At 61.0% G+C, this 23,563-nt stretch carries 13 protein-coding genes; 5 read left to right on the top strand and 8 right to left on the bottom strand.

The window, feature by feature from the left end:
- Positions 1-125 precede the first annotated feature (125 nt).
- Positions 126-1,541: a M20 family metallopeptidase gene (locus EDF61_RS15805; RefSeq protein WP_105658028.1), complete on the top strand. Its 1,416-nt coding sequence runs from the start codon at positions 126-128 to the stop codon at positions 1,539-1,541.
- A gap of 9 nt (positions 1,542-1,550) precedes the next feature.
- Positions 1,551-2,864 carry an MFS transporter gene (locus EDF61_RS15800; RefSeq protein ID WP_105658029.1) on the top strand — a complete coding sequence of 438 codons (1,314 nt, stop codon included), beginning with the start codon at positions 1,551-1,553 and terminating at the stop codon, positions 2,862-2,864.
- 79 nt (positions 2,865-2,943) lie between these two features.
- Here the strand turns inward: EDF61_RS15800 and EDF61_RS15795 are convergent, their stop codons facing one another.
- Positions 2,944-3,939, bottom strand: coding sequence for a helix-turn-helix transcriptional regulator (locus tag EDF61_RS15795; RefSeq protein WP_133834731.1), 996 nt, complete (start codon positions 3,937-3,939; stop codon positions 2,944-2,946).
- Positions 3,940-4,033: 94 nt separating this feature from the next.
- On the opposite strand from EDF61_RS15795, the gene EDF61_RS15790 reads away from it, so the two are divergent.
- Positions 4,034-4,399, top strand: coding sequence for a VOC family protein (locus EDF61_RS15790; RefSeq protein WP_133834730.1), 366 nt, complete (start codon positions 4,034-4,036; stop codon positions 4,397-4,399).
- Between the two features lie 126 nt (positions 4,400-4,525).
- On the opposite strand, the gene hpaD is transcribed toward EDF61_RS15790, so the two are convergent.
- From hpaD to EDF61_RS15770, 4 genes are all read right to left on the bottom strand, one after another.
- Positions 4,526-5,623: a 3,4-dihydroxyphenylacetate 2,3-dioxygenase gene (gene hpaD, locus EDF61_RS15785; protein ID WP_133834742.1), complete on the bottom strand. Its 1,098-nt coding sequence runs from the start codon at positions 5,621-5,623 to the stop codon at positions 4,526-4,528.
- A 63-nt stretch (positions 5,624-5,686) separates the two neighbouring features.
- Positions 5,687-7,180, bottom strand: coding sequence for a 5-carboxymethyl-2-hydroxymuconate semialdehyde dehydrogenase (gene hpaE / locus EDF61_RS15780; RefSeq protein WP_105661074.1), 1,494 nt, complete (start codon positions 7,178-7,180; stop codon positions 5,687-5,689).
- 78 nt (positions 7,181-7,258) lie between these two features.
- On the bottom strand, positions 7,259-7,918 hold the full coding sequence (locus EDF61_RS15775) for a GntR family transcriptional regulator (RefSeq protein WP_105658033.1): 660 nt from the start codon (positions 7,916-7,918) through the stop codon (positions 7,259-7,261).
- Positions 7,918-9,441, bottom strand: a complete 1,524-nt coding sequence (locus EDF61_RS15770; protein WP_166650849.1) for a fumarylacetoacetate hydrolase family protein — start codon at positions 9,439-9,441, stop codon at positions 7,918-7,920. Before EDF61_RS15770 ends, EDF61_RS15775 begins: the two co-directional genes overlap by 1 nt.
- A 487-nt stretch (positions 9,442-9,928) precedes the next feature.
- Here EDF61_RS15770 and EDF61_RS15765 point away from each other — a divergent pair, with 487 nt between their 5' ends.
- Positions 9,929-11,557: a magnesium transporter CorA family protein gene (locus EDF61_RS15765; RefSeq protein WP_133834728.1), complete on the top strand. Its 1,629-nt coding sequence runs from the start codon at positions 9,929-9,931 to the stop codon at positions 11,555-11,557.
- A gap of 189 nt (positions 11,558-11,746) precedes the next feature.
- Here EDF61_RS15765 and EDF61_RS15760 read toward each other — a convergent pair whose 3' ends face one another.
- From EDF61_RS15760 to EDF61_RS15750, 3 genes are read right to left on the bottom strand one after another with little or no spacing between them, the layout of a single operon-like run.
- A complete protein-coding gene (locus EDF61_RS15760; RefSeq protein WP_133834727.1) occupies positions 11,747-12,982 on the bottom strand; it encodes an ABC transporter permease in 1,236 nt (411 codons plus the stop codon).
- Positions 12,979-13,686: an ABC transporter ATP-binding protein gene (locus tag EDF61_RS15755; RefSeq protein WP_133834726.1), complete on the bottom strand. Its 708-nt coding sequence runs from the start codon at positions 13,684-13,686 to the stop codon at positions 12,979-12,981. Before EDF61_RS15755 ends, EDF61_RS15760 begins: the two co-directional genes overlap by 4 nt.
- Complete coding sequence (locus tag EDF61_RS15750; protein ID WP_133834725.1) at positions 13,676-14,755, bottom strand: efflux RND transporter periplasmic adaptor subunit; 1,080 nt, start codon at positions 14,753-14,755, stop codon at positions 13,676-13,678. The genes EDF61_RS15755 and EDF61_RS15750 overlap by 11 nt, the downstream gene beginning before the upstream one ends.
- Before the next feature lie 886 nt (positions 14,756-15,641).
- Here EDF61_RS15750 and EDF61_RS15745 point away from each other — a divergent pair.
- A complete protein-coding gene (locus EDF61_RS15745; RefSeq protein WP_133834724.1) occupies positions 15,642-23,504 on the top strand; it encodes a prealbumin-like fold domain-containing protein in 7,863 nt (2,620 codons plus the stop codon).
- Positions 23,505-23,563 lie beyond the last annotated feature (59 nt).

Raw genomic sequence — 23,563 nt, 5'->3', positions numbered from 1 at the left:
CTCTTGTTCCCGTTCGATCAGCATTTTGCATTGAACTCAAACCTGATGCACGAAACGGCACTGGTTCCCGTCGCGCCCATCTCCTAATGTGATCTACAGTACAACACGCGGAGCGGGGAGAAATCATGCCGAATAGAGAAGATTTGCTAGTAGCTGCGGACAAGTATGTCGACTCGGGGGAGCTGTTCGAGGACTTGTCCGAGCTGGTTGCCTGCCCGACGGTCAGCACCGACCCCAGCCAGAGGGTTGCAACGAACTCATATCTGGATAAGAACTTACGATCGAGGCTCGAAGGCATGGGCTTTACTGTGCGGCTTGATCTGGACTGGCGGGGATCGGGCAATTCTTTCCTGCGCGCGGTTCGCACAGAACATCGGGATTACACTACGGTGCTGTGCTACGGGCATGCCGATGTGGTTGACGGCCAAGCGGGGCAATGGGAGCAGGGGCGCGATCCTTTCGTGCTGGATGCCCAAGGCGAGCGCTGGTACGGACGCGGCGCGGCGGATAACAAGGGCCAGCACCTGGTGAACCTCAAGGCCTTCGAGATGCTGCTGGCCCAGCGCGGCGAATTGGGATTCAACGCGGTCTTCCTGTTCGAAGCCGGCGAGGAAATCGGGTCCCCGCAGCTGGATGAATACGCCGCGGCGCACCGCGAAGAACTCGCCGCAGATCTCTTCATCGCCTCGGACGGCCCCAGATTGTCAGCCCAGGAACCCACGATATTCCTTGGCGCACGGGGTGGGGCGACCTTCGAACTCAGCATTCCGCTGCGCGCGGGCGGCTATCATTCAGGGAATTGGGGCGGCCTGCTGCGCAACCCCGCAACCACGCTGGCTGGCGCGATCGGTGCACTGGTCGATGGGCATGGGCGTATCCAAGTACCAGGGCTGCTTCCCGACGAACTGCCCGACTCGGTGCGCCAAGCGCTCCAATCGGTGCAGGTGGGCGGAGGAGCGCAGGACCCGCAATTGGCCGACGGCTGGGGCGACACCAGGCTGAGCGCGGCAGAACGGCTCTACGCCTGGAACACCCTGGAGGTGATCGCCCTGCAATCGGCCGACGTCGCCCGGCCGGTCAATGCCATCCCGGGTGAGGCCCGGGCGGTCCTGCAACTGCGCTTCGTCGTTGGAACGGATCTGGCGGGGCTGGAAGCGGCGATCCGGCGGGCACTGGACGAGGCCGGCTACCCGATGGTGCAGCTGGCCATGGGACAGTGCTTCCCGGCCAGCAGGACCAACCCCGACAACCCTTGGGTGCGCTGGGCCAGCGAGTCCATCCAGCGGAGCACCGGCGTGCCCGCGGTGGTCTTGCCCAATATCGGCGGTTCGCTGCCCAATGCGGTCTTCGAATCGACGCTTGGCCTGCCGACCTTGTGGGTCCCGCATTCCTATCCGGGGTGCCAGCAGCACGGGCCCAACGAGCACGCCCTGGAGCCGGTGCTGCGCCAAGGACTGAAAATGATGTGCGGGCTCTTCCATGACCTGGCAACGAACACGACCTTGCCGCGCACGGTAGCGGCTAGCAGCGAGAAGATCTAGGACTCCAGCATGGAAAATCAGCAATTACCAGTTAAAGACCAGACAGCGCCGGCCCGACGCCAGTCCACCGCTCGCGGTATCGCCGCAGCCACCATTGGCAATGCGCTGGAGTGGTACGACATGGCCATCTATGCGCTGTTGGCAATCTATATCGGCCACAACTTCTTCCCCTCGGAAAATCCGGCAGTAGAGGTCATCCAGGCTTTTGCGGTCTTCGGTATCTCCTACCTGATCCGCCCTCTAGGTGGACTTGTACTCGGATCCTATGCGGACCGCAAGGGCTTGAAAAAGGGGTTGATCCTCACTATCAGGCTGATGGTAGTGGGTACGGCGATCATTGCACTGCTGCCGGGCTACGACACCATCGGCATCTTCGCTCCGCTGGGGCTCATCCTGGGGCGGCTCATCCAGGGCTTCTCCGCCGGTGGCGAGTTCGGTGCCGCCACCTCGTACCTCTTGGCGCAGGACAAGGGGCGCAAGGGATTCCTGGGCAGCTTCCAGTTCGCAAGCCAAGGCCTGGGCGCGATGATGGCTGCCATCACGGTGGTCGCTTTGACCAGTATCTTCACGACGGAGCAGATGAACGACTGGGCCTGGCGCATACCGTTCTTCATCGGTCTGCTGGTGGGCCCTGCCGGCTGGTGGATCCGTCGCCACGTCGATGAAGCGCCGCTGCCCGAAGCGGCCCCGGGGGATCGGCACAGCGCCAAGAACGCGGTGCATGCCCCGGTGCGCGAGCTGTTCCGCTCGAACAAGGCCTCGGTGTTCATCGCCGGCGGAGCGCTGGCTATTTCGACAGCGCTGAACTTCGTGCTGCAGTACATGCCGACTTTCGGCATCAGCCAATTGGGCATGAGCCCTACCGTTTCCTTTTCCTCGCTGATTATCTCCGGGGCGATCTTGACCTTCGCCACGCCAGTGGTGGGCCACCTTTCGGACCGCTTCGGACGATTGCGCATCATGATTCCCGCCGCCCTGGCGATCATGCTGCTCACCATCCCGCTGTTCCTCTGGTTGATTGCGGGCAAGACCTTCCTGGTCCTCGCGGTCGTAATGGTCATCCTGGGATTGCTCAAGGCTTTGTACTTCGGTGCGCTGCCGTCGGTGATGGCTGATGTCTTCAGCGATTCCTCGCGGGCCACGGGCCTGTCCTTCAGCTACAACACCTCTGTGGCGATTTTCGGCGGATTCACCCCGATGATTTGCGCCTTCCTGATCGAGGCCACTGGCCAGCCGATTGCCCCGGGCTACTACCTGGCGGTGCTGGCCATCGTGAGCATCGCGGCGCTGGGCTCCGCCTTCCGTTTCCGGGCGGTGCGCTGACCCCGCCACTGGTGAAGCAGCGCAGGAAGCACAAGGCCGGCAACCGCAGCGATTGCCGGCCTTTGCGCGCTCGCGACGATCACGAACGATCCGGCTCTCGGGGCACCGGTGCGGCGGATGGATCCTGATGGCGCGAAACCAGATCGGTGGCCAGCGCGCGAATCATGTCACGTGCCGCTGGGGGACCAGTTACGTGGATATGGTCGGCAAATTGGAGCAGTTGGCGCACGTCTTGGATTTGCCGGAACACGATAGTGATCGGGTACCACCCTCCTTCGGCTGCGTCCACGTCCCGGAGACGCTCGCCCAAGATTCGCCGGGCCAAATCCAGTCGAGTTGCACGCAGGCGGGCCGTGATCATCACGTCCCCGGGTGCCTCTGTGCGTTCCTTGAGCGAGAGCCACACCGTGCGCAGGGTGGCATCGACCTGCAAGTTTGCCGGCGCCTGCAGGATTTCGAATGAGTAGAGCCGCTCCAACGAGAACAGCCGCTGCTCACCTTGCTGTTCGGCGACGAGATACCAGCGACCGGACTTGGCCACGAGTCCATAGGGATCCACGAGCAGGAACGCTGGGTGCGCCTCGGTACTGCGCCGATACTTGATGCGCAGCTGGCGCCGAAGCCGCAACGCGGTTGCCAGATCCGCGATATCGACCAGCAGCCTCCGGCCCGACAGCCAGGCAGAACTATCCACCATGACAATATCGGCCAACGTAGCCCGGGGATGGGCCGCTGGAGCTGCGTCCTGCTTCAGCGCGACCTTGCGCGCCGCCGTAGCATGTGCGTCCCGCAAGCCCAGAAGTTCCAAATGCCGTTCATCGAGCCCCGCCACGGACAAGGCTTCCAGCTCCGGCGGCTCCAGATGGGCCAGATTCAATCGGGAGCCCGGCAGCAAGGCGATTCCTCCGTGGCGCCCGCGCTCGGCGTAGACAGGGACGCCAGCCATGGACAGCGCTTCGACATCGCGCAGGATGGTCCGTCGCGAGACCTCCAGCGTCTGGGACAGTTCCGAGGAGCTGATGCGCTGACGAGTCTGCAACAGCAAGAGCAGGTGCAACAGCCTGGAAGCTTTCATGACCTTCAAGTATCCCAGAAAAGAAGACATGTTCTGTCGTGATTTTCTGGTGGACTGCTAATGTCCACTAATTCATTGATCCCAGGAGTCCCCGATGCCCCGCCCGAACCTGTTCCTCGTTTATGTCAAAGATGCCCGGAAAGCTGCCGAATTCTATGGCGATTTGTTCGATATGGATCCCGTCTTCGTCTCGCCGCGCTATGTGGCATTCGCCCTCAGCGAGCAGGTGAGCTTCGCTGTGTGGTCCGGCAAGAATGAAGATGCGGTCCCGGAAACCCCGCGCACCAGCGAGGTGGGTTTGATGGTCCCCGGCTCCGGCGGTGACGTTGACGCAACTTGCCGCCAATGGTCCGCCAAGGGAGTGCGCATTGTGAAAGAACCTTACGACGAAGTCTTTGGCAGGACCTTTGTTGCCGCGGATCCAGATGGCAACCTGATCAGGGTCTCGCCGATGGACTAGGAATTAGCGCGGCCAGCAAAAGCAGAATCCCAGGGCATCGGCGAAAAAATTCGCTGATGCCCCGGGATTCTTGTGTTGCAGCTCAGGGAAGCTGCCAAGCTCTGGGTCTAGAAGAGCTTGCCTGGCTTAGAGCTGGTTGCCCAGCTTGAAGCCCTTGGAAGCCTGGCCATGGTACGAGCCGTCCTCGTCGCCATCACGGGTGAAGGAGAAGCCGTCGGCGCCAATGGTGACTTCCAGCTCGGAGTCATCGGTGCGCTCGATGACTTCCTGCACGTTGCCATCCAAATCCAGGACCTTGGAAGCTTCGGTGTACCACGATGGGACAACCGGGTTGCCCCACCAGTCGCGGCGCTGGTTGTCGTGCACGTTCCAGGTGATGGTCGGATTGTCCGGATCGCCGGTGTAGTAATCCTGGGTGTAGATCTCGATGCGGTGGTCATCTGGATCCAGGATGTACAGGTAGAACGCGTTGGAGACGCCGTGGCGGCCGGGGCCGCGCTCGATGCGGTCCGAGATGCGCAGTGCGCCCATCTTGTCGCAGATCTGGATGATGTTGTGCTTCTCGTGGGTGGAGAAGGCCACGTGGTGCAGGCGCGGGCCGTTGCCGCCGGTCAGTGCGGTGTCGTGCACGGTGCCCTTGCGGTGCATCCAGGCTGCGTAGGTGGTACCTTCATCATCCTGGATGTCCTCGGTGACGCGGAAGCCCAGGTCCTCGAGGTAGGCGCGGCCGCGTGGCACGTCCGGGGTGACCTGGTTGAAGTGGTCCAGGCGGACCAGTTCGCCAGCCGAATACAGGTCGTAGCGCATGTGCAGGCGCTCGACGTGTGTGGTCTCGAAGAAGAACTCGTACGGGAAGCCCAATGGATCCTCGACGCGCAGTGCATCGCCGATGCCCTTGACGAAGCCTTCCTTGCGGCGCTCGGTGCGGCAGCCCAGTTCCTTGTAGTAGGCCTCGGCCTTGTCGACCTCTTCGGCGCTGCGCACACGGAAAGCCATGGCCTTCAGTGCTGCCACCGGGCCCTTGGTCAGCACCAGGTTGTGGTGGATGAATTCCTCGAAGGAACGCAGGTAGATCTGGTTCTCGTCTTCGTAGGACACGTGCAGGCCCAGTACGTCCACGTAGAACTTGCGCGAGCGCTCCAGATCGGTGACGACCAGTTCAGCGTAGGCGCAGCGCAGGATATCCGGTGCTGGAACCGAAGGGGTTGGGATCGGGTTTGCGATCTCTTTGCTCATGATTTGCTCCTTTGCAAGCAAGAAAAACTAGGGGCGGGAAGCGCGTGCTTCCTAGACGCCGAACTTAGGGGAGTGCGCTTCGTTCAGGGTGATCTGGATGGACTGCTGGGTGGTGTAGAAGTCCACCGAGCGGTAGCCGCCTTCGCGGCCCAGCCCCGAAGCCTTCACGCCGCCGAATGGGGTGCGCAGGTCGCGGACGTTGTTGGAGTTCAGCCACACCATGCCCGAATCGATCTGGTGCGCGAAGTTGTGCGCGCGCTTCAGGTTGGAAGTCCACACGTAGGCTGCCAGGCCGTACTTGGTGTTGTTGGCCAGTTCCAGTGCTTCCTCGTCGGTGTCGAACGGGGTGATGGCAACAACCGGGCCGAAGATCTCGTCCTGGAAGATCTGCGCATCCGGGGCAACATCGGCGAAGACGGTCGGAGCAACGTAGTTGCCCTCTTCGAAGCCTTCGGCGCGGCCGCCGCCGGCCAGCAAGCGGCCTTCGGTCTTGCCGATCTCGATGTAGCCCATGACCTTCTCGAAGTGGTTAGGGTGCACCAGTGCACCGACTTCGGTCTTCGGGTCACTCGGCAGGCCAACGCGGATGTTCTTGGCGCGTTCTGCGAACTTGGCTACGAAATCATCGTAGATATCGCGCTGGACCAGCACGCGGGAACCGGCGGTGCAACGCTCGCCGTTCAGCGAGAACACGCCGAACACGGTGGCGTCCAGGGCCGCTTCCAGATCAGCGTCGGCGAAGACCACTGCAGGGGACTTGCCGCCGAGTTCCAGGGACAGGCCCTTGAAGAATGGCGCGGCCGCGGTGGAGATGGTGGCGCCGGTGGAGGAGTCGCCGGTGAAGGACACCAGCGGCACATCCGGGTGCTTGACCAGGTAGTCGCCGGCCACGCCGCCGGAACCGAAGATCAGGTTGAAGACGCCCTCTGGCAGGCCGGCTTCGCGGAAGATTTCTGGCCACAGGCCAGCGGAGAGCGGGGTGTAGCTGGCAGGCTTGAGGACCACCGAGTTGCCGGTGGCGATGGCCGGAGCCAGCTTCCAGGATTCCTGCATGAATGGAACGTTCCACGGGGTGATCAGCGCGGCGACGCCAATGGGCTTGCGGTTCACGTAGTTCATCTGGCGTCCTGGGACGCGGAAGGAGTTATCCACCTGCGCGACGATCAGGTCGGCGAAGAAGCGGAAGTTCTCCGCGGCGCGGCGGGCCTGGCCCTTGGCCTGGGTGATCGGCAGGCCGGAGTCGTAGGACTCGAGCAGCGAGAGCTCTTCGTCGCGGGATTCGACGATGTCAGCGATCTTGTGCAGCACGCGGGAACGCTCGCGTGGCAGCATCTTGGCCCAAGGGCCTTCCTTGAAGGCCTTGTTGGCGGCGGCAACTGCCAGGTTCACGTCTTCGGGCTGTGCCGAAGCCACGGTGGCGTAGTTGGTGTTGCTTACCGGTTCCTGCACGTCGAAGGTTGCTCCGCCGATGGAGTCAACGAATTCGCCGTTGATGTAGTGCTGCAGGTGGGTCGGAAGGTTTTCCGGTACGAAGTGCTTGCTCATGGCAGTTCCTTTCGTGCTGTTCCGGTGTTTTCACCGGATGGGTTGTGGCAAATCTATGAAAGTTCTCGGTGCTGCTGGCTAGATGGCGCTAGGTGCCATGCCGGCCGCTTTCAAATAGGCGTTGAGCGTATTCGAGCGGTGGTCCCGGCAGGCGGCTTCGATCTGCGCCGGGGTGGCATGGTTGCCGATCAGATCCAGCAGCGCCTCATGCTCCTGAACCGAGGCGCGAGCCCGGTTGGGAATGTGGGTGAAGCTGCTGGCCCGCATGGCCGCCAGCCGGCGCCATCCGCGCTGGACCAGGTCCAGGATGTGCGGATTGGGGCACTGGCCGTAGAGCAGCTGGTGGAATTCGGTATTCATCCGGGTGAAGGCCACCGGATCGAAATCCTCCAGGCACTGGCGCATGTTCTCGTTCAGCGCCCGTGCCTTGGCAAGCCAGGCGGCATCCATGGCATCGGCAGCCAGCGCGGTAGCGGCCGGCTCGATGACCATCAGGGTCTGCATGGTGTGCAGGTACAGGGTGGAATCCACGTGGGCCACCGTCGCCCCGACGTTGCGGGTGAAGTGCACCAGGCCCTCGGCCTCCAGCCGGCGGATCGCCTCGCGCACCGGAACCACGGAGCAGCCCAGCTCGTCGGCAATGGTGCCTAGCACCAGCCGGTAGCCGGGGGAGTATGCCCCGTTGACGATGCGCTCGGAAACCAGCTGGTAGGCGGCTTCGGACTTGGAGGCGGTCATTACAGCGACCATGAGTCCAGATCCGGGCTGCCTGCGTCCTTCCAGGCGTTGTACTTGCTCTTCCACGCATCATTCATCGGGAACAGGCCCTCGATGCCGTGGCCGCGCTGGACCATGGCGAAGATGAATTCGTCATTGGATTCGGTCACCGCGGCTTCAGCGGCCACCTCGGCCACCATTGCTGGCGGGATGACCACGATGCCATCGGAGTCGGCCACGATCACATCTCCTGGCTGCACCGATACGCCGCCGCAGGCCACGGTGATGTCCTTGTCCCAGGCCACGTGCTTGCGGCCGAGAACCGCCGGGTGGGCGCCGTTGTAGAAGACCGGGATTTCCAGGTTGGACACGGCATCCAGGTCCCGTACGCCGCCATCGGAGATGATGCCGGCAGCGCCGAGCTGCTGGGAGCGCAGGGCCAGGATGTCGCCCAGGGTGGCCGAGCCGGTCTCGCCGCGGGCTTCCATGACCAGGATCTCGCCGTCATTGAGCGAGTCGATGGACTGCTTCTGCATGTTGTAGCCGCCGCCGTGGGCCTTGAACAGGTCCTCGCGGTTGGGGATGTAGCGCAGGGTGCGGGCGGTGCCGATCACGCGCTGCATGCCCTTGGTGGCACCGGGGACTTCGATGTTCACGTTGTTCAGGCCGCGCTTGCGCAAGGTGGCGGACAAGGTGGCGGTAGCCACCGAAGCCAGCTGCTCACGGACCTTGTCGGTCAGCACGTCCTTGCCGGTGATGATCGGGGCCATGCCGGCGGTCTCGCGATCGCCGTAGGCATCTTCCTTGTCCTTGTCGGTGACCTTTGGCTGGTTGCCGAAAGCGGCGAAGGCCGCGGTGCCCTCGACGGCGGTGGTCTCCAGCTTGCCGGTCGTGGCGCCGGAGACCAGGTCGGTGACCTCGACTTCGACAACGTCGCCGGGGAAGAAGACGGTGGAGCCGGCCGGGGTGCCGGTGAGGATCATGTCACCTGGCTGCAGGGTCATCTGCTGGGACAGGTCGGCGATGATGGTTGCGAAGGAGAAGAGCAGCTCGGAGGTGTCGGCGTCCTGGGCGAGCTTGCCGTTGACCCAGGTCTGCACGCGCAGCTTGGCAGGATCCAAGGTGGCAGCATCCAGGGCGTTGGGACCCACCGGGGTGTAGCCGTCGCCGGACTTGGAGCGGATGTTCGAGCCCTTGTCCGCGTACTTCATGTCGTGCACGCCGAGGTCGTTCGATGCGGTGACCTGCCCGACGTAGCCCCAGGCTTCGTCTACCGAGACGCGGCGAGCGGTCTTGCCGATGATCAGTGCGATCTCGCCCTCGAAGGCGAGCAGCTCGGTGCCAGCTGGGCGTTCCACGGTGGAACCGCTGGCGGCCAGCGAGCTGGTGGCCTTCATGAAGTAGCTGGGGAACTTCGGGGTGCGTCCGCGCTGCGCTGCACGCGAGGAGTAGCTAAGGTGTACGGCCAGGATCTTGCCTGCCTGCGCGAAGGTCTCTTCGGTTACTGGGACAATATTGCTCACCGTTGATCGGCCTGCTTTCATCGAACATCATCTCGTACATCAAATCGTATACGATCAGTGTGCGCCGAATCTCAAACGGTGTCAAGCGGGCTTTGGAAATCTTTGGAAATGATTACCGTGAAGGCTTGGGAATCCGCAAGATCACGCGGAATTCTCCGGGAGCGGGAATGTTTCGGAATACGCAATTACGGGGTGCCGGAGCGGATGTACTGCAGCACACAATCGATAGCTGGAATCCTGGTTAGCCAGTCGATCTGATGCCGGATTCCTTATGTGGCTGCCAGGGGCAAGAACGCTCGCGAACCGAAGCCGAGCTACGGCAGGCTCTTTTCGGCCGATCATGGAAATCGGCCAGTTCACTGAGGGTGAGGGCAGGTGGAGTTATGGATTGTTCACGAGAAATATTCCGTTGCTCCCTCCTGCATGCCGGGTAATTGTAGATAGCCTGTATTTATGGGGAGTGTATCTAATATCCGAAACTCGCTGAGATGAGAGTGCAAGGAAAAAGATGTCTTCAGGTCAAAACACAGGCGTGATTGATTCGACCCTGCCGTCGCACCCTACCGAGGTCCACGCAAATAGCTGGATGTGGGGATCCGTGGCGTTGGTCGCCAGAGTTCCGGCATCTTCGATCACGGAACCTGATGGAAACTTGTGGTGGGTTCCGTCGAATGCCGCGGATATCACGTGGAAGATGTTCTGCAAAGATCTGCAAAGCGAAACCTCTGAGTTTCTCCAAAACGACGCGGGAAATCTGCATAAAGCATCAAAAAGCTGGTTCGACAAGACTTCGGTCGGACCTCATTTCCTGGCCATGACTGCCGACGCGAAGCAAGCACTATCGGGTGCTCCCACGTTTGCATTCGAAAAGCAGCAGGAAATCAGCAAGCTCACGGGCGCAGGCATTCAGCTCGCTGGAATTTCACGTTCTCGTAGTGAGGCGGAAACAGGAGCCGGCAACGCTGAATACGTCGCCTTGCACCTGAAGCTTTCGAAAGAGGCATTGCAAACCCCCGGTTGGGTGACCTCTGCGCTGCACCGGCCGACTCGTGCTGGGCTACTGCCGGGCACAAACATCGATGGCAAGGACTTGCGAGCGGGTGTAAACAACGCCTTGCGTTCAGCAGGCTTGGCAGTAGAACTGAATAATGGCGGCGCTCTGCAATCAAAAGACAAGCAGGATCCATGGGGGAACATCTATACGATCTCCACTTTTATTCCGCAAGACAAGATTCCTCAGTGCCAAAAACACTGGCACGGACCGAGCGCGATGGACAACCCTGCAGTGCGCTGGGCGCATGCACTGAGCATTGCTCAAACCGCCACGCCTAAGCCAACTTTGAGCGACTGGTCCGACCTCGGAGTTAGTAAAGCCCAAGTCTCCCTTGGCCCGTCAATTGGTTGGTGCAGTGATCGGGGGATGGGGATTGTTGCCCAGTCCCGTCCGGATGGCGATCCTGAACACTGGATCGCAGAGACTGGGCATACGGTGGCCTTAGCGCATTCAGTCTTCGTCGATTTGGCGGTCTTGACGATGCAGCAAGATGAATTCTTGACCCAGCGCGCGGGACACCTGGCCAATCTAGCGGCAACCGGAAACCTTGAGGATTCCGCTGCTTCGCTTAAGCGATACAAGGACATTCAAAAAAGGTTTATCGAGTTCCACGGCAAGCGCTGGTTGCAGGAGATACCCGGACGTGAATCTGCAACTCGGGTGCTGCAAGCCATGCAGAACGTGCGCATGCTGGAAGAAAGAATCAAGCATTCACTGATCGAGCAGAAATCCATCATGGATTATCTGGAAGCCAACCAGCGCGCCGAAGAAGAGCAGGTGAATCGCGAACGAGCCGAACAACTGCGCGAAGAGGCGGTTAAGCGTGAGAAGTTCAGTCACCGAGTGAATATTTTTGCGTTTATATTCCTGCCGGCCACACTGATTTTCACCGTTACCGGAGGTCTGGGGATCCAGTTATCCACACTTTGGGGAACTATTTGGATCGGCATCGCTGCTGTCACTACTATCGGGCTGATTGCTTGGATGAAGACGGAGGGTAGAAAGAGGAAGAAGGATAGAAAACGCGCGTCCGGAGGCGCATCGCGCAGCGACGAATCCCTCCCTGCCGTGAACAAGGGATAAACAGATCAGCTCAACACAGTTCGCGGCCACTGAGCTGGAGAAGAACCTCTTGGTTTGCGACCTCGGCGACGGAGGCTTTCTCAACGGTCCTCGGCTACCGCAGTTAATCAGCCGACTCACCAGGGGTACGCAGAAGGCGCTGGAACGGAAGTCATGATTCCGTTCCAGCGCCTTAGCGGCATCTGCATATTAGACGCGAATAGCATCCACAATCTTGACTCGGGCTGCCACCAGCGCGGGAAGCACACCGGTCAGTGCGCCTACGGCGATGGAAACTCCCATGCCAAGTAGGGCCGCACCGATAGGGAATGCCGGCATTTGATCCAGCTCGGTAGCCATCACCATATTCAGCAGATTCTCGTTGGAGACCAAGGCAACGGAGATGAGCACGCCAATGCCACCTGCTACGGCCGTGGCCACGACGCTTTCCATCATCACCGAGAAGAATACGCGTCCGGTTGTTGCACCGAAGCTGCGTCGGATACCCACTTCGCGGATACGCTGCTTCATGGTCACCATGGCAACATTGAGCAGACTCAGGGAACCAAGCAGCAAGATGATGATTGCGATCCCGGCAACCACCATGGTCAACATCTTCAAGCTCTCATCAGCACCCCACATCAGATAATCTTCGCGGTGCGCATCAACAGTGAGACCAGGAAGTTCTGCCTGCATTTGCTGGCCGAAGTGCATGGCCAGCTCTTCGGATCCCTCGATGGGCACCCACAGCTTGTAGCTGACCTCATTGAGCGGAGCTTGCATGCCGAACCAGTGCTCATAGGTGGCCGGCAGCATCCACAGCTTGCCGCCCATGCCGTAGCTAGATGCTTTGGTGGTTCCGATGACCGTAACTGAGACGGTGTTCCCATTGCTCATCAAATCCACGGTTAAAGGCAGTCGCTGGCCTTCCAGTCCCAATTCTTTGATGAAGGTGTGGTCAACCACCGCCGCTGGGGCAAGATTCTGTGCATCTTCGGCTTCCAGCCAGCGGCCGTCAGTAACAACTAACCGGTGCATTGGAGCGTAGTCGGGATCAACCACCATGATCTCGGCATCAAGGCTCAGCCCTTGGGCTGAAGCTTTCTGGTCGTAGCTGCGTCCCATCATGGTGGTGTACTCGACCTTGAACCGGTCACTGGTCTTTTGAAAGGCCTCATCGATTTGGTCGTTGCCCGCAGGACCAGCATCCGAGTTCGGGTCGTAGGCGTAGACAACAATCATTGCTGGCCGACCCTCGCTTTCAAGGCTTTCGGTCATCATCTGACGCGCCATGCCAGCTCCGGCCAATGCCGTAGTCAACGAGGCCACCGCAATGGTGACACCAACCAAGGAGAGCAAGACGCGCAACTTGTGAATACGCAGTTCCTGCCATGCCTCCAGCAGCGCAGCAACAAAACCGGTTCCTAAGCGAGTTAAGGATTTCATCTTGCCGCCACCTCACTGAGCGGATGCAGCCGCCCGCCATCCAACTGCAGCTGTTCTCGGGCCAAGGCCGCAACATTGCTGTCGTGCGTGATGGTGATCAGGGCAGCGCCGGAATCAACCGTGGCGGAATCCAAGAGATCCATCACCGCACGTCCGGTAGTGACATCCAAGGCACCGGTGGGCTCATCGGCCAGTACGACTCGTGGCCGGCGGACCAGCGCGCGAGCGATGGCCACACGTTGCTGCTCACCACCGGAGAGGGTCTGGGGCATTGAATCCAAGCGTTTGCCCAGTCCCACGCGCTCCAAGGACTCGGTTGCTAGCTTGCGCCGATTCCAGAAGTCGCGTCCACCGGCGTACATCAGTGGAGCCATGACATTTTCCAGGGCAGTGCGTCCTGGCAGGAGGTTGAACTGCTGGAAAACGAAACCGAGGTCGCGCCCGCGTGCATGGGCCGCCTGTTTGGCGCTCAGCCGGGTCGCATCCTTGCCTCGCCACAGCAGGCTGCCGTTGGTGGGCCGATCAAGCAGGCCAAGGATATTCAGCAGCGTGGACTTGCCCGTACCCGAACGGCCGATAATGGCTATGTGATCGCCTTCGGACACCGTGAGATCAATCCCGTTGAGGATATGCAGCTCGCTGTCATCGGGCAGCAGGACGCTGCGCGTGACATTCTCGAGCTTCAGCAATGGCTCACCACTCATCTGAGTAGGACTCCATATCCATCATTTCTTCAGGTGCCGGGGTGGATCCTGGGACGAAGCGGAGAATTTCCGTCTCATCCTTCAGTCCTGAAATCACCTCGATGACCTTTCCGTCGGTCACGCCAAGCTCTACCTCGGTGCGGATTTCCTTGCCGTTTTCATCCAGCCGCCACACCGCACCCTGGCCAACCAGGCCGCGAACAGCCGATACCGGTACGGTCAATACGTCCTCGGCGGTGCCTGCATCAATTTCCATGTTCATGCTCAGGCCGTCGAAAACCACGATGTCTGCAGGTACGGCACAAGAAATCTCGCTGCCCGAAGAGCTCTCCGTGGATTCTCCGGATGCCATTGGATCCATCTGCGATTCCATGTCCTGGTCTGTGGAGCCGGCGCTGGTTTTCTTCGAAGCGCTGTCACCGACAGACAGGTCCTTGCAGGTGAATGGCTCCGGTCCGCCGTCAATGGTGATCGTTGCTTCGAGGCTTTCATCGAGCAACCGGTAGCGGTCCAGCGGATCGATCGAACCGGCGGCCAAGAATTCTTGGGGCTGGATCGCGCCGAGTCCTGTGCCCTTGGTGACGTCATCGCCAACCTCGATCTGGAAAGCGCCGACCTTGCCTGTGGCCGTTGCGTAGACGTCGTGGTACTTCACCACTGGCGCAGCTTCCTGCGGTTGCTGCTCGTCTTGTGAACCTTCACTATCCGAGTCGTTGGCCTCAACGCTCTCTGGCTGGGATTCGGCGCGGACCTGGAAGATTCGATCGCCGAGGGAGACATTGTCGCCTGGCTTGACGAAAGCCCAATTGACAACGCCGTCCACGGGCGCATTCAGCTCTTTCGATTCGGTGAGCTTAATGGTTCCGGGAATGGACAGCTTGTTCTCTACCGTGGCTTTCTCAGCAAAGATGGTCTCTGCCGGGATCTCTCCGGTGGGGAACAGGTCATCATCGGCGCTGGCAGTGCCGCCGGCAAACGCGAGTTTCACGAGGCTGACGGCGATCAAGGCGCCGATAACTAGCCATGCAGCGGGAAGGAATATGCGACGGAACGCGCGTCGTTGGCTCATAGGGTTGCTCTTTTCACCATTCAATGATTACCAAAGTGTTCAGCAACTACCAAGCTCAAACGGAGAAAACACGCAACCTTTATCAGATTGAGATTTATTTTTACTTTGCAGGTCAGACCGGGTACTCAAATTAGTAGTTGAAGGTCGTAGTGAATCTTCTCGACGTCCCGGGGTGAAGCGGGGCAGTCTCCGGGGCTCGATGCCGCGGAGCTCTTCGGTGGATGTGGAGCTCCCGAGGCGTAGTGCCATTGCTTCTGTACTGGCCCCAGGGTCGGCAGGATTGTTCCAGACCGGTTTCTGCCAAGCCTTTCGGGTGCCGCGGGCGAGCGGGGGTGCCAAAGCCGCTGTCGCAGAGCATCGACCTTCATTGCTGTCCGCTAGGGCCTGAATCGTGAATTTGGCAGGTGACAAGCACGTTTAATCCATGGGCAAAGAAGTGCACCGATTGCTTCATTTTCAGCCAAATTTATTTCCTTCCATTTGCTGGCACAAAGCCGAATGCCGGCGTAGGATGTCGGCATATCGTTGTCTTGAATTGGGGGATTTAAAGACGAATTGAAACACTCGCATTCATTTCGCATCTTTAGATGCATTGGGGAACTTATCCTGAGCAGTTGAGCCACATGGGGTGGCTGAATCATGGGCCAGGCTTTCATTATCTGAGGTCAAAGCCTTACTATAGCTCGCTCTTTTTCGGGTGGATCGCTCCTGCACGCCGCGCGATCCACTCAGGACATTCTTGTATGGGGGAGAAATGTCTAGGCATCAAAGGCGTGGCACTTTTGTGCCAAATTTGCGCCGTAAAACAGCTTTAAACAGATTATTAAAAGGATGCTTGGCGATAATTTCGTCGATTTCCTTGTGCTTTGTCATGACCATTCCGGGTATGGCAGTTGCTGCCGAAACTTCTGTTGGGGAAGAAGTCGAGGCCAAACAGCAGGGGACTGAACCGGAGAACTCTGAATCGGTCCTGGCCACCGGCTCGGCCGAGGAAACCAAGGCCGAAGCCGACGAATCGTCCACGGCTGACACGGGGGAAGAACAGCCAGCTGCTGAAGCAGTAGACAGCGCCAAGACCTCGGCGCCAGAGGAAGAAGCAGCGGCCGAACCCGAGTCCGCCCCTGCACCGGCACCGGCAACTCAGAAGCCAGAAAAGCCAAAAGCTGTGGAAACCACGCAGCCGGCACCCGAAGCGCAACCTGTGGAATCAGCTGCGCCCAAGACAGAGAAGAAGCCAGTGGACAAGGCTTCACCGGAACTTGCGCAGCCGAAGGCCGAAGTTTCGGAATCGGAAGATTCTACCGGGTCCTCGACAGCGGCCCGCGAGCCGATCACGGCCGCTGCCCTTGAGTCAGGTGCTCCGCGGATTTGCGAGTACAACGAAGGAGACGGCTCGGTCGACACCTTCATGCAGAAGTCCGATGAGATGCCCGCCTTCGCCAACGGCAATGTCCACGACGGGCTCTATGAGGGCGGTGTGGTTCACCAGCGCTTGCAAATGACATTGCCCGCAGGCGAAAACGAGCTGGTCATCAATTACCAGGTCAAGCAGGCCGGCAAATGGGCCTATGACTATTTGCTCAACGAGACAGTGGACGGCGCGAACATCACCGGCTGGACTGTCGATGAAGGCGCCGGGAACGACCGCGTCGACACCGTCTTCATCACATTGATGGTCGACGGAGAAGAAGGCGACGAGTCAAGCGTCACCCTCTACTTCGATGCGCATATCGCCTCGGAGCTGGATCACGGCCCGGGCACCGGTGCTTCCTCAATCAACGGTTCGCCGTACCACGTCCTGATCTCGTCGTTGAACTGCAAGTCCATTGGACAACGCGACAACCAGATCCAGGCCGGTGCGGTCCAAGCCGGTTCCGTAACCGTCATCAAGGACGCGGTTCCTGCCGACGGCACGGATTTCGACTTCACCCTCGCCGAGGACCGCTTCGGCGACTCGACATCATTCAACCTCGATGACAGTGCCGATTCCGATACCGGCGCGAGCTTGCCGCAGAGCGTCACCTACACCGTGGCGCCAGCTACGATCACCGTCACCGAAGAGGACTTGCCAGCTGGCTGGAATCTTTCCTCGATCGCCTGCACCGGCGCCGCCGCTATCCGCAGCGGTTCGGCCATCACTTTCAACCTGGGCGACAACGATGAAGTCACCTGTACCTTCACCAATACGAAGACCACCTACGACGAGCTCACGGTCCACAAGGATGTGCAGGCATCCTATGACCGCGACTACGACTGGGATCTGGACAAGTCGCTGGCCGAGGGCCAGCAAGCCACAGTGAAGGCCACGGCCACCGGAGTGGACGTCGACTACAACGTGGTCGCCACCGCCAGCGAGGCCCAGGACAGCAACTTCCAGCTCTCCGGCACCATTACCGTGGTGAACCCGAATGATACGGCGATGTCCGGGATTACGCTGGCCGACCAGCTTGATGGAGCCAATTGCGTCATCTCCGCTGGCGGTTCGCCGATCGCCAATCCGGTGACCATCCAGCCCGGCGAGAATTCCTTCACCTATGAATGCGACCTGCCCGAGGGAACCAGTGCCGCCAGCGCCGGCACCAACACGGTCAGTGCAACCTGGGACCCGGAGGCCTACTATGGCACCGATGGCCAAGCCAGCGCCTCGGCCGGCTACGATTTCGCGTCCGTCTCGCCAACGGTGACCGACGAGGAAGTCACCGTCACCGATAGTGAAATCGACCTTTCGGGCATTGCCGGCGGTAACACCGTTACAGCGGGGGAAAGCCCGAAGACCTTCGCGTACACCATCGAGTGGGACGGCGTGCTCGGAGAATGCACCGACTACCAGAACATCGCCAGCCTGACCGCAGACGACGGCGAAACGCTGACCGACAATGCCACCGTGGAAGTCTGCATCGGCCAGGACCTGGCTATCGAGAAACTGGTCGTGTCCAGTTTCAACCGCAGCTACGACTGGAGCATCGCCAAGGACGCAGTAGGCGAGCAGCCATTCACCGCGGATCCGGAAACCGGCGAATTCACCGCGCAATACTCCGTCACTGTCACTCCCGAAAGCTATTCGGACAGCGACTGGGCCATGAGCGGAACCATCACGGTATCCAACCCCAATGACTGGCAAGCCATTGACGTGACCGTCACCGACCAGGTCGATGTGGGCGGGGACGCAACCTGCCAGGTGGTCGGCATTGCCGGCGAACCGGACACGATGGACGCCGATCCGGTGGCACCGGGCTTCCAGGCAACACTGGATGCCTCCCAAACGCTGACCTTCAGCTACAGCTGCACCTTCGGATCGCAGCCGAACTACGAAGGCAGCAATACCGCTGAAGCCACCTGGTCAGCCAGCGACGCCTCCACCGCATCGGCCAGCGCCACCGAGGTGGTTCCGGTCAATGCGGGCGACTGGACGCAGACACCGCTCAATGACGCTGTGACCGTGACAGATCCGCTGCATGAATTCGATCCGGACTGGACCATCAATTACTCCGATGGACCGCAGACTCGGACCTATGAATACACCTGGACGGTGGAGGAAGCCGGCAAGTGCCAGAGCTTCATGAACACCGCCACGATCACCGGAAGCAACCAGCTGGTCAAGAGCGATGACGCGCAGGTCGAAGCGTGCCGCCAGGCAGGGCTGACCGTCACCAAGGACGTGACGGCCTCCTACGACCGCACCTACTTGTGGAGCATCGACAAGCAGCTGGCCGAGGGCCAGCGGCCAGATGCCGTCGTCGAAGAAGACGGAACCGCTACCGTTCACTACACGGTGCTGGTGGACAACACCGGCTACGAGGATTCCGGGCAGCAGCTTTCCGGATCCATTACCGTGGCCAATCCCAACGAATTCGAAGACCTCGAAGTGACGATCAGCGACGAGAATACCCTCTCGGCCGCCTGCACCATCATTGCCGAGGACACGAATCCGGGAATGGAAGGCATGCAGCAGGTGGTGCCGCGCAGCGGCTCGATCACCGTGGACTACAACTGCGATGCATCGGCCGTGGCGGAGGCCGACTACACCGGCCACACCAACACCGCGGTGGTCACCTGGGGTGATGGGCTGCAGGCTGAGAGCCAGCCGGTACCCATCGAATTCACCCTGGATGAGAGCACCGATGAATCAGTTGGCGTCTGGGATGACCAGGCTGATCCTTCCGGGGACCCGGTATTGCTGGGCACGGTCCACTACGCCGAAGCCCCGCAGAGCTTCAGCTACGAGATCACCTACGAAGTGCCGCGTGATGAATGCCTGGTCTTCACGAATACTGCGTGGGTGGATCTGGCCGGCGAGGACATCGAGGACTCGCAGGACGTGGGCATCTGCGACCAGAAGAATCTGGTTATCACCAAGGACGTGGACGCCAGCTACGCACGCGACTACGACTGGTCGCTTCACAAGCAGGTGGACCGCAGCGAATTCACGGTCGCCGGCAACGGCACGGTCACCGCGCACTACACGGTAGTGGCCACCGCCGGCGAAGCGCAGGACAGCGCGAAGCAGGTGTCCGGAACCATCACCATCAGCAACCCGAACACGCAAGTCGGGGACCTGGCGGCCACGGTCACCGATGTGCTCTCCATCCCGTCGGCCAGCTGCACCATCGAGGGCACCGATGCGGATGAAACCGCCGGCGGTTTCCAGCTCGTGCTCGGTGACGGGGAAAGCACCACTCTGGGCTACAACTGCCAGGTCCCGGCGGACACCGACATCACCGCCCAGTACACGAACACCGCAACCGTGGCCTGGGGCCAGGAACGCCAGGCTGAAACGGACGTCGATTTCGGGTTCGAGCAGGCCCTGCTGACCGACGGCGAAGTCGCCATCACCGATGACCAAACCGTTGAAGTCCAGGAAGTGGTGCTGGGCACCGCGATGGCCGGGGAATCGCCGAAGGCCTTCGAATACGACCTGGAACTGCAGGGCGTGGCCGGAACCTGCACCGAGTACACCAACACCGCGGTGCTCGATGAGGCCACCGGCGAGGGCGAGGAGAACACGGCTTCGGCCAGCACCACGGTGTGCGCCGGAGCAGATCTGGATATCGCCAAGAACGTCGTGACCTCCTTCGACCGCTCCTACCTGTGGTCGCTGGACAAGGAGCTGCTCTCCGGGCAACCGCTGGCAGCCAACCCGAGTACCGGCGAGGCCACGGCGAACTACCGGATCACCGTGACCCCCGAAGGCCACGAGGACGGCAATTGGGCGATGAGCGGAGAAATCACGCTGGCCAACCCGAACGACTGGCAGGACGCGCCGGTCACGGTGCAGGACTTCGCCGATGTCGGCGGGGACGTGGCCTGCACGATCACCGGGGTGCAGGGCGAAGCGGTGGCTGACATGTCCGCCGAGCAAGCCGGCTTCCAGACGGTGATCCCCGCAGGGGCCCAATGGGTGATGGCCTACTCGTGCACCTTCGAATCCCAGCCGGACTACGAAGGCAGCAACACCGCCACCGTGGACTGGGACGCCCAGGCGCTGAGCACGGCCAATAGCCAGGACTCGGACACCGTAGGGATCTCGGAGCAGGACTGGAACCAGACGCCGCTGAACGACACGGTGACCATCACGGACAGCGCTCATGAGTTCGATCCGGCGTGGACAGTGGATGTGGCCGATGGGCCGCAAAGCCGGGACTACTCGGTGACGTGGACCGTGGAGGAGGCAGGCACCTGCCAGGTATTCGAGAACGTCGCCACGCTCACCGGCGATGACGGATTCACCGCGACGGACAATGCGCTCGCCGAAGCCTGCCGCGAGGCGGCCTTGGAGATCAGCAAGACCGTCGAAGCCGAGTACGACCGCACCTACCAATGGCAGATCGAGAAGTCGCTGGCCGAAGGCCAGGACCAGCAGATCACCACCAACGGTGCGGCCAGCGAACCGGTGGACTACGTGATCAAGGTGGAGAACACCGGGTACGAGGATTCGGGATGGGTGCTGGAAGGCCAGATCACCATCACCAACCCGAACCAGTACACGGGCATTGACGCCACGATCCAGGACGTTGTCGATCTGGAATCGATCACCTGCACCGCTTCGGAATCGCTGGTGAGCATCCCGGCCAACGGGATGATCACCGTCGGCTACAGCTGCGATGTCTCGGCGGGAGTCGATGCCGGTTCCTACAGCGGCGGCACCAACACCGCCACGGTCAGTTGGGGCGATGACCGGGCATCGAGCACGCAGGTGCCCATCGAATTCGCCATTGATTCCCACATCGATCGGCAGGTCGAGATCTGGGATGACCAGTCGAATCCCCAGGAGCCGGTGCTGCTGCGCACCGTGGACATCGATGATTCGCCGGTGCTCATCGAGTACCAGCTGGAGCATGATGCTCCGGCCGGTGAATGCATGAGCTACACGAACACCGCCTGGGTCGATATCCAGGCAGGGGAGGATCCGAGGGATGAGGCGACCGTGCAGCTATGCGGCTTGCTCGATCTGATGATTGCCAAAGATGCCGAAGCCAGCTTCGATCGGACCTACCTGTGGGACCTGGAGAAGAAGGTTGACCGCACCGAAACCATCGTTGCCGAGGACGGCACCGCCGACTTCTCCTACACCGTGTCGGCCATCCCGGACGGAGCGGAGGATTCCGGCCATGAAGTGCACGGAATGATCGTGCTGGTGAATCCGAACCGCTTCGCAGCAGCCTCGACGGTAGCCACCATCACCGATGAGATCAGCATCGAAGGGGTCACGTGCACCATCGACGCCGAGGACGCCGATCCGCAAACCGGGGGCCTGCAAGTCGCGGTCCTGGTGGGCAGCGACGGAACCGGCGCCACGGTGCAGCTGCCTTACAGCTGCTCGGGCACCCCCGGCCAGCTGCACGGCAGCAACACGGTTACGGCAACCTGGGGCGAGGGTTCGGTGGCCACGTCAACCGCACCGGTGGACTACCTGCTGGATGCGGAAACCGATCAGCAGGTCACCGTCATCGATGACAAGACCAATCCCGAGTCGCCGGTAGTGCTGGGCGAAGCGATCTGGAATGCCGAAGGCACCCCGGTCGACTTCGACTACACCCTGCGCCACCAGGCCCAGGCCGGCACCTGCACCGAGTTCACCAACACCGCGGTGATCCAGCAGACCGGGGCCGAGGATTCGACCACCGTCACCCTCTGCGGACAGAAGGCCCTGGGCCTGCAGAAGACCGCGCAGGGACTGGTGGATCTGGATTACGAATGGGAGGTGGAGAAGCGGATCGACCAGAGCAAGCTCACCGCGAACGGGGATGGAACCTTCACCGCGCACTACTGGGTTCAGGCTCGCAACACCGCAGCCGTTGAGCAGAACTTGCGGCTGGCCGGTGAAGTGATGGTGCAGAACCCGAATGATTTCGGTTCCATCACCGCCACCTTGGAAGACCGGAGCGATACCGCTGGCACCAGCTGCCGGATCGATCTGGAGGATGCCGATGAAGCGGCCGCTGGATTGCAGGTCGTGCTCGATGCCGGGGAGAACTTGGGGGCCCGGTATGAATGCGACCTCGCTAGCTGGCTCACCACCGATGCCTTCGAAGGAGCAATCAATACGGTGATTGCCACCTTCGATGACCGCGAAGTGCGTGCCGAGGCACCGATCGGCTTCACGATCGATGCAGTCACGGACGAATCGGTGAGAGTCACCGACGACATGATGGATCCTGGCGCCGAACCGAAGGTGCTCGGAGAAGTCCACGTCCCGCAAGCTCCCATGCAGTTCGAATACGAACAGGTGCTGGAACCCGAAGCGGGAACCTGCACGGTATACACCAATACCGCGGCAGTGCATGAGAGTACCGACGGCAACGGCAAGGACGAATCCTCGGTGGACCTGCAACTGTGCATTGAGCAGGGCCTGATGATCGCCAAGAGCGCCGACGCCCAGTACGTCAGGGACTACGACTGGTCGGCCCGCAAGGAGGCGAAGGAAACGAAGTTCGAGGTTGACCCGGACGGGCAGGCCACGGCCAAGTACACGGTCCAGGCGATGCTGGAGGGCTACGAAGACCAGGACTTCACCGTCACCGGTGAGATCACCGTGGCCAATCCGAATGACTTCAAGGACACGCAAGTGCTCCTGGAAGACAAGCTATCCATCGCCGGGGCCAGCTGCTCCATCGAAGGATTGGCGGAGGGGAAGCTGGAGCTTGCGGCCGGGGAAACCCGCACCGTGAAGTACAGCTGCACCTTCGAAACACCTGTTGCCGAGGCCGACTACACCGGCCACGAGAACACGGTGAACGCCAGCTGGACCGACGTGGAAGGGACAACCCGCACGGTCAGTGCCAAGGCTCCGCTGGAATTCGAGGCGGCAACGGCCACCGATGAAATGGTGACGGTCTTCGATGACTACACCAATCCCGGCCAGCCGCGGGAACTGGGCACGGCCAAGGCCGAAGAGCAGAGCAAGAAGTTCACGTACGAACTGGTCTTGGACGGCGTAGCCGGCAAGTGCCAGACGATGACGAATACGGCCTCGATACCGGAGAAGTCCGGCGAGGATGGGAACAATTCGGATTCGGCGGACGTGGAAGTTTGCTCCGAGGCTCCGCAGGCAGCGCCACCGGCACCACCGGTTCCTCCGGCTCCGCCAGCGCCGCCAGCGCCGCCAGCGCCGGCAGCACCACCTGCCCCGCCAGCACCGCTTGCGGCAACCGGCCTTGACCAGGGCTCGTTGTGGCTGGCAGGGGCTGCAGGGATGGTGATTATCGCCGGAGCATTGATCCTGCTTCGGTACCGTCGCCGGAACCCATAGTCCGCGCGCCAGCTGGATGCCGGTCTTGCCTTTTGAGGCAGCGCCGGCATTCGGCATGC

Source organism: Arthrobacter sp. JUb115, from assembly GCF_004365035.1.
Classification (GTDB): Bacteria; Actinomycetota; Actinomycetes; order Actinomycetales; family Micrococcaceae; genus Glutamicibacter.
Note: the sequence above shows the minus strand (reverse complement) of the source record. Positions and strands in the feature narration are given on the sequence as shown.